Genomic DNA, 13,085 nt, shown 5'->3' on the forward strand with positions numbered 1-13,085 from the left:
CGCCGGTCGGGCACCGCCAACCGCGCGCGGATCAAGTGCCCTCGGAGAAGAACCTGATGGGTGATCCGAACGATCCAATCGATCGCGAGAACGCGGCGCTTGACCGCATGGTCAAAGGCATTTGCCGCGGTTGCTAAATACAGAGAAATTCCCAATGCTTTTCGGCGCGAATCTGGGTGCCTCAGGCTCAAGTTTTGGACACTGGCCGCGCGCATTTGGTATCTCCATACGAAGAGGCCGCCAACTGAAGCGGCCTCTTCTGTCAGGTGCCCCTGCATGACTCTACAGAAAAGAAGGTGACCGCTATCACTTGCTGAAAAGCTACGGTCCGGACAATTAATCTCTTCCCGCGCGCAATCATGAAACGTATTGCGTTCCTATCAAAGCGCGCTCCGGAGCCGCAGGCAACTCGTCGTGTACATTGTAGGAATGAGGGCTGTTCCGTTGCAACAGACGGAGACATGACAAGATGGAACCGATCAAGCCCCGCGGCGGCCCCAAAGCCCCTCGTCGCCCGCGTGTTGCCGACCGCTTAGAGCTGCAACAGCAAGTAACCGAACTCGCTGCACAGCAGGCGGCGATGTCGGAAGTACTGCGCTCCATTGCTAACTCGCCGCACGAGCTGGACCCTATCTTCGACACAATAACCGCCAATGCCGCCCGTCTATGTAGAGCCGAAGTAGGCGCCTTGATACTCTTCGAGGAACACGGCTTGCGCTTTGTTGCGCGAACAGGTGTGGCAGATGGGTACTATGTCAAGGGCCACCTCTACCCCCTTCGCGCGAATGATCAAAACCAGGTCGCCGGTCCACATCGCCGACTTGGCGACAGATCAAGCTTATCTCCAGCGCGTACCCGGCGTGGTGGCTATCGTGGAACGGATAGGCGTCCGGAGCTATCTGCTCGTCCCCATGCTAAAAGATGATGAATTAGTCGGCGGAATTTCCGCGCCCGCGTGCAGCAATTCACGGACAAGCAAATTGAGTTGGTCACGGCCTTTGCCGCGCAAGCTACTATCGCATTGGAGATTACACGTCAGGTGCAGATGGAGCTGGCACACGCGACTCGCGTCGTAGCAATGGGGCACCTTACGGGCTCGCTTGCCCATGAACTCAAGCAACCGCTTTCCGCCGCGGCCGTCAATGCGGATGCCAGCTCGCTCTGGCTGATGAGAGAACCGCCCCAGATCGAAAACGCGAAACAGTCCGTTCAGCGCATCATCGAGGACGTCGACCGAGCCAGCGCTGTGATAGACCGGGTCCATAATCTGGTGAAAAAAGCTGCCCCACGGACGGATACGATCAATATTAATGATGCAATCCTAGAGATTATGACAGTGGTCCACGGCGAGGTAGTGAAGAACCGAATCAGGGTGCAGACGCAATTGTCAGATAGCCTACCTCGCGTTCGGGGAGATCGGGTCCGACTTCAACAAGTGATGCTCAATTTGATCATCAACGCCATTCAGGCGATGAGCGGCCTCACTGACAGCATCCGGGAACTACGTATCAGCACCGAGAGCACTAAGGAAGAGGTGCGCGTCGCGGTGCGGGATACCGGTCCCGGCTTGAGCGCGGACAACCTCCAGCAACTGTTCGAGCCATTCTTCACGACAAAACCCAGCGGCATGGGTATGGGACTGTCGATCTGCCGCACCATCGTCGAAGAACACGGCGGACGGTTGTGGGCGAACGAAAACGAGCCACAGGGCGCTCTGTTTCAGTTCGCGCTGCCGCCAACTGACAGGGCAGATCTTGATCAGATCGATGCTTCCCTTGGTACATCGCGATATTAGTCGCTGGGAAAGACAGCTTCTGGCACAAAGCGGCAGGCTGGGCAGAGCATGTCCGCTCTGCCCAGTGTTTCAGACATTAACTTGTTCTGCTATTGCCAAGGCATCATCCACTTCGATAACGAGATATCTAACCGTGCTTTCAATCTTGGTGTGACCGAGTAGAAGCTCAACGACCCAGAGGTTGCTCGCGCGCCAGTAGATCGGAGCTATCTTCGTGCGTTGGAGCGAGTGTGTTCCGAATAGTCTTGAGTCCAATCCACGCTCCCAATCCACTCGGAAACGAGGCGCGCGTATTGCCGCGTGGTAACGCGCATAAAGAGAATCCTCGCACGCGAGTGGGGAATGCATATGAGCAAAGCACGCGAAGAACCTAGCATAAGCGTTCGGCGTCAGCGCGCGGGGAGGGCGTTCTACCTTTGCACCTAAAGATGACATGGGGCTTTGTAGCGTTTCACCTTCTCAAGGGCCCAGAGGCTGGGGATTACACTCTTTATATGCTTCTTAGACGGTCTGGGTAAACCATGTCACCTTTGAGCGTGGACCAAACCGGAGGCGTTTCAGGCGGTGCATCACCACAAGGAACGACCGCTAATGGCGCCAAGCGGACATTTACCAAGCGCGTCAATCGGGCCCCCTGAGATGGCGAACGAAGTCGCCCCTCATCGCCGCTGTGCGCGGACCGATGGGCGCGTCAGACGAATCCTGCCATGGGTTCTCGGCAGAAACTGAGCGCCTTTGGCGCTCAGGAATTCGAGCATCGCTCGTGCAGGCGGCATCAGTACCTTATCCTTGCGTGAAAGCACGAACCATTGCCGGACGATGGGCAGGCCGTCGACATCGAGCGTGACCAGGCGGCGCTCGTCGAGTTCTGTCGCCACGGTGTGGGCGGAGATGAAAGCAATTCCGAGACCGGCAATCACAGCCTGCTTGATGGTCTCGTTGCTACTCATCGCCATGCCGATCTTTGGCCGAACGCCAGCGGTTTCAAACAAGTTTTCCATCAAACCGCGAGTGCCGGAGCCGGGCTCCCGCGTCAGAAATGTTTCGTTGGCAAGATCGGCCAGTTCCAGCCGGGGCTTCCGCGCGAGACGATGCGCCGTCGGTGCGATAATGACGTGAGGATGATCGCCGATTAGGCGCACATCCATGTCGATACCCGTGGGCGGACGGCCCATGATCGCGAAGTCGAGTTCATAGCCGCGTAGCGCCTCGCTGGTCTCTTGCCGGTTGCCGATCGTGAGATTGATCTCGATGTTCGGATGCAGCTTGGAGAACCCGGAGATTGCAAACGGCACGAAATATTTCGCGGTGCTCACCGCTCCGATCGAAACGCGGCCCGCGGTTCTGCCTGCCATCATCTCCAGTGACGTGCCGCAGTCCGCGATCGCCACTTCGATACGCTCGCAAAGCGTAAGTACTTCCCGTCCGGCATCCGTCAACAGCATGCCGTCGCCGGTGCGCTGGATCAGCGGAAGTCCCGCAAGCTCCTGCAAATTGCGAAGCTGAAGCGTGACGGCCGGCTGCGTGAGATGCAGTTGGTTGGCCGCGGCCGTCACCGATCGGTTCTTCTGAACGGCCGCCAGCGCGCGCAACTGGCGGATGGTAAGTTCCCGGATAAATCGGCTCGACATGGCCAAGCGCCCTTATAAGAAAAACTTTGTCAAAGCCAAAGATAAGAAAATTTCACTAATTTTGCAAATTGCGTTGTGATGGGGCGGGCCAATGCACCCGACCCGCGGAATTGCGCTGAAGGGCGCGCTACAGGGGAAACGCCATGGAGGAGCGCATGACGCTGCGTTCGCATCTCGACCGCTCGGCGTCCCAGGCACCGCAGGGACCAGCGATCGCCGCCGTGATTGCCGCGATCGCAGCTGCCGCGATTGATCTTTCCGCAGTCATCGCGGATGGGCCGCTGGGCGGCATCACAGGGAAGAACAGTGGCGTCAATCCCGACGGCGATCAACAGAAGGACATCGATCTTGCGGCCGATGCGATGATGCGCCGCGCGCTGCGCGCGTGTCCAGTCGCGGCGGTCTTGTCCGAAGAGCTGGCGGTGCCGGAATTGCTCGATACCAAGGCGCCGCTGTGCGTCGCAATCGACCCGCTCGATGGATCGGCAAATCTTGCGAACAATATATCGGTCGGCACCATCTTTTCGATCCGCCCGCACGGAAACGACGTTCTGTCGACCTTCTTTGAACCAGGCACGGCCCAGTGCGCTGCAGGCTTCGTCATCTACGGCCCGCAAACTATGCTCGTCCTCGCGCTGGACGGCAGCGTCGACGTCTTCATCCTCGACGGACAGGTGCACGAATTCCTGTTGATCAAGCAGGGTGCCCGGATCGCATCCGACACGCTGGAATTTGCCATCAACGCGTCCAATCGCCGGCACTGGTACGGTCCTGTCCGCGCCTACATTGACGAATGCCTCGCTGGTGCCGACGGCAACCATGGTGCCGACTTCAACATGCGATGGATAGGTTCGCTGGTCGCCGAATCGCTTCGCATCCTGGTTCGCGGCGGCGTGTTTCTGTATCCAGCCGACGCTCGCCCCGGCTACCGCGAGGGGCGCCTGCGTCTCTTGTACGAGGCGCATCCGATGGCGCTGGTAATGGAATGGGCCGGCGGCGCGGCGACGACAGGACGCCGGCGGATTCTCGAGCTCTCGGCGAAATCGCCACACCAGCGCGTGCCCCTGATCATGGGCTCGGCGCGCGCCGTCCGTGACGTCGTCGCGATCCATGAGGGCGTTGAGCCGATGTTCGATAACAGCAACGCCCCGCTCTTTGCGCGGCGCGGCCTGTTTCTCTGAAGCCGGATAAGCCGATGTCACGCGGTCATCCCATCATATCGATCACGGGCTCGTCGGGTGCCGGCACAACCTCGGTCAAGAAGACGTTCGAGAACATCTTCCGCCGCGAAAAGGTCTCTGCGGCTTACATCGAGGGCGATGCGTTCCATCGCTACAACCGCGCCGAGATGCGTGCCAAAATGAGTGAGGAAGGCGAGCGCGGCAACAAGCACCTCAGCCACTTCAGCCCCGAAACCAATCTGCTTGAGGAGCTGGAAAAGCTGTTTCGCGACTACAGCGAGGCCGGCTGCGGTACCACGCGCCACTACGTCCACGATGACGAAGAAGCGAGGCTCTATGGCGCGGCGCCGGGGACCTTCACAAAATGGGAACTGATCCAGCAAGGCTCCGATCTTCTGTTTTACGAGGGGCTTCACGGCGCGGTCGTGACCGATAAGGTCAATGTCGCCCAGTACGCCGATCTCAAGATCGGCGTGGTGCCCGTGATCAATCTCGAATGGATTCAGAAGCTGCATCGTGATCGCGGCGCCCGCGGCTATTCGACCGAAGCGGTCACCGACACGATCCTGCGCCGGATGCCGGACTATGTGAACTACATCTGCCCGCAGTTCACCGAGACCGACATCAATTTCCAGCGCGTACCGACGGTCGATACGTCGAACCCGTTCATCGCGCGCTGGATCCCGACCCCCGACGAATCGATGGTGGTGATCCGGCTGAAAAATCCGCGCGGTATCGACTTTCCCTACCTGCTGTCCATGATTCCGAACAGCTTCATGTCGCGCGCCAATTCCATCGTGATCCATGGAGCGAAGCTCGATCTTGCGATGCAACTCATCCTCACCCCGCTGATCCTGCAACTGATCGAACGCAAGAGGCGCACGGCATGAATATTCAGGCCCCTTCTCCCATGGCTGGCCGCGTGGACGTCGCCCATGCGGACATGGCTAACGCGATTCGGTTTCTGGCCATTGACGCGGTCGAGAAAGCGAAATCCGGCCACCCAGGCATGCCATTGGGGATGGCCGACGTGGCGACGGTGCTGTTTTCACGCTTCCTCAAATTCGATGCCGACGATCCGACCTGGCCGGATCGGGACCGGTTCGTTCTGTCTGCTGGTCACGGCTCGATGCTGCTTTATGCGCTTTTGCATCTGACGGGCTATCAGGACATGACGCTCGATGAACTCAAGGCGTTCAGACAATGGGGATCCAAAACGCCGGGCCATCCGGAATACGGGCATACGCCAGGCGTCGAGACGACGACAGGTCCGCTAGGGCAGGGCATCGCCACCGCGGTCGGCATGGCGCTGGCGGAGCGGCTGTTGAATGCTCGTTTTGGCAACGATTTTGTCGATCACTACACTTACGTGATTGCCGGCGATGGTTGCCTGATGGAAGGGCTCAGCCACGAAGCGATTTCGCTGGCCGGTCATCTCCGGCTCAACAAACTGATCGTGCTGTTCGACGATAACGAAATCTCGATCGACGGATCGACGTCGCTGTCGTGTTCGGATGATCGGCCTGCTCGGTTCAAGGCATCGGGCTGGTCGGCGTGGCAAGTCGACGGCCACGATCCCGAAGCGATCTCAGCAGCGATCGAGCGTGCCAGGCAAAACGACCGGCCCTCGCTGATCGCGTACCGCACCATTATCGGGTTCGGCGCGCCGGACCGCCAGGGTACGGAAAAAGCGCACGGCGCGCCGCTTGGTGCCGACGAGGTCGCGAAGACACGCGCCGCGCTCGATTGGCCGCACGAGCCCTTTCACATCCCGGAGTCTGTCGTCGAGTCATGGCGCAAGATCGGGGAGCGGGGAGGGCGAGCGCGGCGCGCCTGGATCGAGCGGACGAGGCGTCTGAATTCGGCGCCACGCTCGCCCTTTCACGATGCGCTGAACCGGCATCTTCCCTCCGAATACGCCAAGGCGATGGCGCAGCTACGCGGTCGCTTCGGTACTGAGCGGCCAAATATCGCCACCCGGCAGGCGTCGCAGCTTGTAATCAACGCGATTGCGGAAGCCTTGCCGAATTTGCTCGGCGGCTCGGCCGATCTGACCCACTCGAATCTGACGCAGGTGAAAACGCAGCGGCCGGTACAGCGGGATTCGTTCGCGGGTAGCTATATCCATTACGGCGTGCGCGAGCATGCCATGGCGGCTGCGATGAACGGCATCGCTTTGCACGGTGGATTCTTTCCCTACGGCGGCACCTTCCTCAGCTTTGCCGACTATAGTCGCCCCGCGATCAGGCTGGCGGCGCTGATGGGCATCAGGGTCGTCCATGTGATGACGCACGATTCCATCGGGCTCGGCGAAGACGGCCCGACTCACCAGCCGGTCGAGCATCTCGCCGCCCTGCGGGCTATTCCCAACCTGCTGGTGTTCCGGCCCGGCGACGCCGTCGAGACCGCGGAAGCCTGGGACTGCGCGCTGCGCGCCGAAGCAAACCCATCGGTGCTGTGCCTGTCCAGGCAAGCGCTTCCCACGTTCCGTGAAGTTGTCGACGACGCAAATTGGGTCGCGCGCGGCGCCTATGTGGTCGTCGAGCCGACTCGTGGACGCGACGTCACCCTGATCGCGACCGGCTCGGAAGTGTCGATCGCGCTGGAGGCGGCAAAACTTCTCGCAAAGGACGGCGCACGGGCCGCGGTCGTCTCGGCTCCCTGCTCGATCTGTTCCGCCGCCAGCCGCAACAATACCGGGCTGAAGTGCTGGGCCACGCGCCACGCGTGGGCGTCGAGGCCGCGGTGGAAGGCGACTGGGCGCAGTGGCTTGGCGAGGATGGCGAGTTCGTCGGCATGACGGGCTTCGGGGCATCTGCGCCGGCCGACGTGCTCTACCGCGAATTCCGGCTTACCGCGGAGGCCGTCGTTTTGGCGGCGATGCGTTGCGTGGCCCGTTCGAGGACGGCGGCGCGCGGCCGCGACGCCCAGCACGATGCAAACGATTGAAGGGAGCCTCCGATGGCGCGAATTACACTGAGGCAACTGCTCGATCATGCCGCCGAGCACGGCTACGGCGTGCCGGCGTTCAACATCAACAACATGGAGCAGGGGCTTGCCATCATGGAAGCCGCCGCTGGCGTCGATGCGCCGGTGATCATCCAGGCATCGCGCGGTGCACGCAGTTACGCCAATGACATCATGCTATCGAAGATGATCGACGCGCTGGAGGAGATGTATCCGCAGATTCCACTATGCCTGCATCAGGATCACGGCAATGAGGAAGCCACCTGCGCTACGGCGCTTCAATACGGATTCACCTCGGTGATGATGGATGGTTCGTTGAAAGCCGACGCGAAGACCGCGGCGGATTACGACTATAATGTCGATATCACGCGGCGCGTCGTCGACATGGCGCACTGGATCGGCGCATCGGTGGAAGGCGAACTGGGCGTGCTCGGCTCGCTCGAACATGGCGGCGGCGAGCAGGAAGACGGTCACGGCATCGAAGGCAAAATCAGCCGTGATCAGTTGCTGACCGATCCGGATCAGGCGGTCGAGTTCGTTCGCGCAACCAGGGTCGACGCGCTGGCGATCGCGATGGGAACCTCGCACGGCGCCTACAAGTTCTCGCGCAAGCCGGACGGCGAGATCCTTGCCATGAAGGTGGTCGAGGAAATCCACCGCCGGCTGCCGAATACGCATCTGGTGATGCATGGCTCGTCGTCGGTGCCACAATCGTTGCAGGACATCTTCAACACTTATGGCGGCGAGATGCCGCAGACATGGGGTGTGCCGGCTGAGGAGATCGTCCGCGGCATCAGGCACGGTGTTCGCAAGGTCAATATCGACACCGATTGTCGGCTGGCAATGGCCGCGGCCTTCCGCAAAATCGCAACCCAGAGCAAGAGCGAGTTCGATCCGCGCAGATTCCTGAAACCTGCGATGGACGCGCTGCGCGATCTCTGCCGCGAGCGTTTCGAGCAATTCGGTACCGCGGGCCATGCCTCAGGAATCAAGGTGGTCCCGCTGGCGGAAATGGCGAAACGCTATCGCTCGGGCGCGCTTGACCCGCGCATCGGCGAGATGGCGGGCGCAGCCGAATGACTCGAAAAATCCTCACGATCCGCGCCGGACCGTCCAACTCAAGGGAGACCAATATGAACCAGCATTCCATCACCCTTCACGGCAAGGAACGCTATAAATCGGGCGTCCTCGAGTACAAAAAGATGGGCTACTGGGAGCCCGATTACGTGCCAAAGGACACCGACATCATTGCCCTGTTCCGCGTTACACCGCAGGAGGGTGTCGATCCGATCGAGGCCGCTGCCGCAGTGGCCGGCGAGTCCTCGACCGCGACCTGGACGGTGGTCTGGACCGACCGCTTGACCGCGGCCGAAAAATACCGCGCGAAATGCTATCGCGTCGATCCCGTGCCGAATTCACCGGGGCAATATTTCGCATACATCGCCTACGACCTCGACCTATTCGAGAACGGGTCGATCGCCAACCTTTCGGCCTCCATCATCGGCAACGTCTTCGGGTTCAAGCCGCTGAAGGCGCTGCGGCTCGAGGATATGCGGCTGCCGGTGGCCTATGTGAAGACCTTTCAGGGACCCGCGACCGGCATCGTGGTCGAACGCGAACGGATGGACAAGTTCGGTCGTCCGTTACTCGGGGCGACAGTGAAGCCCAAGCTTGGCCTGTCCGGCCGCAACTATGGCCGCGTGGTCTACGAGGCGCTGAAGGGCGGACTCGACTTCACCAAGGACGACGAGAACATCAACTCGCAGCCGTTCATGCATTGGCGCGAGCGCTTTTTGTATTGCATGGAGGCGGTCAACAAGGCGCAGGCGGCGTCCGGCGAGATCAAGGGCACCTATCTCAACGTCACGGCCGGGACCATGGAAGACATGTACGAGCGGGCCGAATTCGCCCAGGAACTCGGCTCCATCGTCATCATGATCGACCTCGTGATCGGCTATACCGCGATCCAGTCGATGGCGAAATGGGCGCGCCGCAACGACATGATCCTGCATCTGCATCGCGCCGGACATTCGACCTATACGCGACAGCGCAGCCACGGCGTGTCGTTCCGCGTGATCGCGAAATGGATGCGGCTTGCGGGCGTCGATCACATCCATGCCGGAACGGTGGTGGGCAAGCTCGAGGGCGATCCAGCGACGACGCGCGGCTACTACGACATTTGTCGTGAGGATTTCAATCCGGCGAGGCTCGAGCACGGCGTGTTTTTCGACCAGGGCTGGGCCAGCCTCAACAAGCTGATGCCGGTGGCTTCGGGCGGCATTCACGCCGGCCAGATGCATCAATTGCTCGATCATCTCGGCGAAGACGTGGTGCTGCAGTTCGGTGGCGGCACCATCGGTCATCCCATGGGGATCCAGGCCGGCGCTACGGCAAATCGGGTCGCGCTGGAAGCGATGATTCTCGCCCGTAATGAGGGTCGCGATTACCTCCACGAGGGGCCGGAGATCCTCGCCAAGGCGGCGCAGACGTGCACACCGTTGAAATCGGCGCTGGAGGTCTGGAAGAACGTCACCTTCAATTACGAATCCACCGACACGCCCGATTACGTCCCAACCGCCAGCGTATCGATGTAAGGAGCTAAAGATCATGCGTATTACTCAAGGCTGCTTTTCGTTTCTCCCTGACCTCACCGACGAACAGATTTCCGCCCAGGTTCAGTATTGCCTTGGCCATGGCTGGGCGGTGAACATCGAATTCACCGATGATCCGCATCCCCGCAACCATTTCTGGGAAATGTGGGGGCTACCGATGTTCGATCTCCGCGACGCGGCGGGGGTGATGATGGAACTGAACGAGTGCCGCAAGGTCTATGGCGACCGCTACATCCGGTTGTCTGCGTTCGATTCCAGCCACGGCTGGGAGTCGGTGCGGCTGTCCTTTATCGTCAACCGCCCGAAGCAAGAGCCGGGTTTCCGTCTCAACCGGCACGAGGTTACGGGCCGCCGCGTCCAATACACGACAACGTCCTATGCCGCCGATAGGCCCGAGGGCCAGCGCTACGGTGCATCATGAGCCCGCCGGGTGCCGCGCACAATATCAGCGAAACGCCGCCAACGAGGCAGGTCGACCTCCGCCACGAGTTCAACGAGGTCGGCATCGGCGAGGTGCTCGATCAGCTCGATCGCGAGCTGATCGGGTTGAGGCCGGTGAAAACGCGGATCCGCGAGATCGCCTCGCTGCTGCTGATCGAGCGTATCCGCAAGCGTATGAACCTGACTTCCGATGTGCCGACGCTGCACATGTCGTTCACCGGCAATCCAGGCACCGGAAAGACCACCGTTGCGTTGCGGATCGCGAGCATCCTGCACAGGCTCGGCTACGTGCGCCGCGGGCAAGTCGTGTCGGTGACGCGCGATGAACTGGTGGGACAATATATCGGTCACACAGCACCGAAGACGAAAGAGATATTGAAGAAAGCAATGGGCGGTGTGCTGTTTATCGATGAGGCATACTATCTGCATCGGCCGGACAACGAGCGCGACTATGGACAGGAGGCGATTGAGATACTGCTGCAGGTGATGGAAACGCAGCGCGAGGATTTGGTGGTGATCCTGGCCGGCTATGGCGAGCGGATGGACAAATTCTTCGCCAGCAATCCGGGCTTTCGTTCGCGGATCGCGCATCACGTCGATTTTCCTGATTATACGGAGGACGAATTGCTTTCCATCGCCGATCTGATGCTGCGCGAAATGAACTACAAGTTCAGCGCCGCCGCACGGGAGGCGTTCGTACGCTACATCGGCCTGCGCAAGACCCAGCCGCTGTTCTCCAACGCGCGTTCGATCCGCAACGCGCTCGACCGGCTGCGGCTGCGGCAGGCAAGCCGGCTTGTCGCCGATCTCGACCGCGTGCTGACCGCCGACGACGCCATGTCTCTGGAAGCGTCCGATGTGCTCGCAAGTCGGGTATTTGTCAAACCCATCGGCGAATGAGCCGGAGGCTCGGCGGACTAAGACCGATTGTTGGCGGATGCCCTTCGGGTATGGCCGCTCTTGGGGCGAAGCGGCCACCCAGTAGAGCCTCGCGCCCAACCGAGGCAAAATTAAAAACCAACGCATGTGCTCTTCGCCGGGTAGTCGCGGTAGGCGACAAAAGGGGCACGGGTCTCATGCGCATGTCATTCAGTCGGCGAGTGCCGGTCGCGGAACTGCTCGGCCATCCAGTCTATGAACACTCGCAGGCGCGGCGACAGTTGCCGCGTATGGGAGTAGAGGACATGGATAGGCAGCGGCGACGGGGGAAAGCCGGCGAGCACTTCGACCAGCGCGCCGCTGGCAAGCTCGGAGCTGACGCGATATCGCGGCACCTGAATCAGTCCGAGGCCCATGCACGCGCATGCAACGTTGGTCTCTGGACCGGTCACCGTCACCATCGCTGGCAACGTGACTTGACGCGCCTTGCCGCCGGCGCCGAAGACGAGCGAAACGACTTCGCCGGAGTCCGGCGAAAGCAATCCGACCATCTCATGACCTGCGAGGTCGTCAGGCGTTCGCGGCATGCCGAAACGGCTGAGATAATCCGGGCTGGCGAAGGTCCCCCTGTCGAGCAGCGCCAGGCGCCGCTTGATCAGCGGACTGTCGCCCAGCTCGCCGGTCCGAAGGATGCAGTCGAGTCCCTCTCGGATCATGTCCAGCGGTTGGTGCGCTTCGCTGAAGTGCAGCCGGATATCGGGATATTGCTGCCGGAATCGAGGCAGGCCCGGTAACAGGAAATACCGCGCCTGGGTGCCGTGAACGTCGACACGAACCAGGCCCGAAGGTTTGGCTCCGACGAAGGCGCCCTCCGCGTCCTCCATGTCCGCGATCAGGTTCACGCAGCGCCGATAGTAGGCCTCGCCATCGAGGGTCGGACTGACCTGCCGCGTCGTGCGCCGCAATAGCCGTACCCCCAACCGCGCCTCCAGTCCCTTCACGGCATCAGTCACCGAGGAGCGCGGCAGACCAAGATCGTCAGCGGCTTGGGTGAAACTGCGCCGTTCCACAATGCGGGTGAAGACGCGCATGGCGTCGAAACGATCCATTATTCGGCAGCTCGAATTATGATGTCGAAATATGCATGATTATCCGCCGAATGGGAAGGAGCATCTTGCTTTCATCGAGCGCCGATGACCGGTGCCCAACTCCAAGGAGACGGATCATGACCACCGAAACTAACAGAATAGCCATCGTCACCGGCGCGTCCGGCGGCATTGGTGCTGCGGTCGCCGAGCGCCTGGCCAAAGATGGCTTCACCGTGGTGGTGAACTATGCCGGCAACGCCGCCTCGGCTGCGGCAGTTGTAGCTAGGATCGAAGCGGCCGGCGGCCACGCCGTGGCGGCCCAGGCCGACATCTCGGATGTTGCCGCGGTGGCGCGCATGTTCGACTCGGCTGAAACCGCGTTCGGCGGCGTCGACGTGCTGATCAACAATGCCGGCATCATGAACCTGGCGACCATCGCTGACAGCAGTGACGCACTGTTCGATCGCCACATCGCGGTCAATCTGAAGGGC

Annotated in this window: 11 protein-coding genes and 3 pseudogenes; 10 read left to right on the plus strand and 4 right to left on the minus strand. The window is 60.9% G+C overall.

Translation table 11 applies throughout. From position 1 onward, the window contains the following. On the minus strand, window positions 1-215 hold a 215-nt coding region (locus VNX23_RS06140), incomplete at its 3' end, for a hypothetical protein (protein ID WP_325628306.1). Between the two features lie 570 nt (window positions 216-785). On the opposite strand from VNX23_RS06140, the pseudogene VNX23_RS30980 reads away from it, so the two are divergent. Beyond that, window positions 786-902 (plus strand): annotated as a pseudogene (locus VNX23_RS30980) (hypothetical protein); the annotation flags it as partial. Window positions 903-955: 53 nt separating this feature from the next. Continuing rightward, entirely contained in the window at window positions 956-1,795 is an 840-nt protein-coding gene (locus tag VNX23_RS06145) for a sensor histidine kinase (protein ID WP_325628296.1), read from the plus strand. Window positions 1,796-1,864: 69 nt separating this feature from the next. Here the strand turns inward: VNX23_RS06145 and VNX23_RS06150 are convergent. Together VNX23_RS06150 and VNX23_RS06160 are read right to left on the minus strand one after the other, a co-directional pair. Beyond that, window positions 1,865-2,103 (minus strand): annotated as a pseudogene (locus VNX23_RS06150) (integrase); the annotation flags it as partial. Between the two features lie 351 nt (window positions 2,104-2,454). Next, window positions 2,455-3,426 (minus strand): LysR family transcriptional regulator, encoded by a 972-nt coding sequence (locus tag VNX23_RS06160; protein WP_325628297.1) that lies wholly within the window; start codon window positions 3,424-3,426, stop codon window positions 2,455-2,457. A gap of 143 nt (window positions 3,427-3,569) precedes the next feature. Here VNX23_RS06160 and VNX23_RS06165 point away from each other — a divergent pair, with 143 nt between their 5' ends. The 7 genes and pseudogenes from VNX23_RS06165 (at window position 3,570) to cbbX (ending at window position 11,527) form a co-directional block, all read left to right on the plus strand. Next, window positions 3,570-4,607, plus strand: a complete 1,038-nt coding sequence (locus VNX23_RS06165) for a class 1 fructose-bisphosphatase (protein ID WP_325628298.1) — start codon at window positions 3,570-3,572, stop codon at window positions 4,605-4,607. A 14-nt stretch (window positions 4,608-4,621) separates the two neighbouring features. After that, window positions 4,622-5,497 (plus strand): phosphoribulokinase, encoded by an 876-nt coding sequence (locus VNX23_RS06170; RefSeq protein WP_325628299.1) that lies wholly within the window; start codon window positions 4,622-4,624, stop codon window positions 5,495-5,497. Further along, window positions 5,494-7,556, plus strand: a pseudogene (gene tkt, locus VNX23_RS06175) (transketolase). The gene VNX23_RS06170 and the pseudogene tkt overlap by 4 nt, the downstream one beginning before the upstream one ends. Window positions 7,557-7,568: 12 nt before the next feature. After that, window positions 7,569-8,654: a class II fructose-bisphosphate aldolase gene (gene fba, locus VNX23_RS06180; protein WP_325628300.1), complete on the plus strand. Its 1,086-nt coding sequence runs from the start codon at window positions 7,569-7,571 to the stop codon at window positions 8,652-8,654. A gap of 53 nt (window positions 8,655-8,707) precedes the next feature. Next, window positions 8,708-10,168, plus strand: a complete 1,461-nt coding sequence (locus VNX23_RS06185) for a form I ribulose bisphosphate carboxylase large subunit (protein WP_325628301.1) — start codon at window positions 8,708-8,710, stop codon at window positions 10,166-10,168. Between the two features lie 13 nt (window positions 10,169-10,181). Further along, on the plus strand, window positions 10,182-10,607 hold the full coding sequence (locus tag VNX23_RS06190) for a ribulose bisphosphate carboxylase small subunit (RefSeq protein ID WP_325628302.1): 426 nt from the start codon (window positions 10,182-10,184) through the stop codon (window positions 10,605-10,607). Beyond that, window positions 10,604-11,527, plus strand: coding sequence for a CbbX protein (gene cbbX / locus VNX23_RS06195; protein WP_325628303.1), 924 nt, complete (start codon window positions 10,604-10,606; stop codon window positions 11,525-11,527). The genes VNX23_RS06190 and cbbX overlap by 4 nt, the downstream gene beginning before the upstream one ends. Before the next feature lie 185 nt (window positions 11,528-11,712). On the opposite strand, the gene VNX23_RS06200 is transcribed toward cbbX, so the two are convergent. Next, window positions 11,713-12,615, minus strand: a complete 903-nt coding sequence (locus tag VNX23_RS06200) for a LysR family transcriptional regulator (RefSeq protein WP_325628304.1) — start codon at window positions 12,613-12,615, stop codon at window positions 11,713-11,715. Window positions 12,616-12,731: 116 nt separating this feature from the next. Here VNX23_RS06200 and VNX23_RS06205 point away from each other — a divergent pair. Further along, a partial coding sequence (locus VNX23_RS06205) for an SDR family NAD(P)-dependent oxidoreductase (RefSeq protein ID WP_325628305.1) occupies window positions 12,732-13,085 on the plus strand: 354 nt, incomplete at its 3' end.

Source organism: Bradyrhizobium sp. (assembly GCF_035570375.1).
GTDB lineage: Bacteria > Pseudomonadota > Alphaproteobacteria > Rhizobiales > Xanthobacteraceae > Bradyrhizobium.

Excerpts from the sequence above, each read along its gene's own strand:
- VNX23_RS06160 (WP_325628297.1), bottom strand. The coding sequence starts at position 3,426 with ATGTCGAGCCGATTTATCCGGGAACTTACCATCCGCCAGTTGCGCGCG.
- VNX23_RS06165 (WP_325628298.1), top strand. The coding sequence starts at position 3,570 with ATGGAGGAGCGCATGACGCTGCGTTCGCATCTCGACCGCTCGGCGTCC.
- VNX23_RS06170 (WP_325628299.1), top strand. The coding sequence starts at position 4,622 with ATGTCACGCGGTCATCCCATCATATCGATCACGGGCTCGTCGGGTGCC.
- fba (WP_325628300.1), top strand. The coding sequence starts at position 7,569 with ATGGCGCGAATTACACTGAGGCAACTGCTCGATCATGCCGCCGAGCAC.
- VNX23_RS06185 (WP_325628301.1), top strand. The coding sequence starts at position 8,708 with ATGAACCAGCATTCCATCACCCTTCACGGCAAGGAACGCTATAAATCG.
- VNX23_RS06190 (WP_325628302.1), top strand. The coding sequence starts at position 10,182 with ATGCGTATTACTCAAGGCTGCTTTTCGTTTCTCCCTGACCTCACCGAC.
- cbbX (WP_325628303.1), top strand. The coding sequence starts at position 10,604 with ATGAGCCCGCCGGGTGCCGCGCACAATATCAGCGAAACGCCGCCAACG.
- VNX23_RS06200 (WP_325628304.1), bottom strand. The coding sequence starts at position 12,615 with ATGGATCGTTTCGACGCCATGCGCGTCTTCACCCGCATTGTGGAACGG.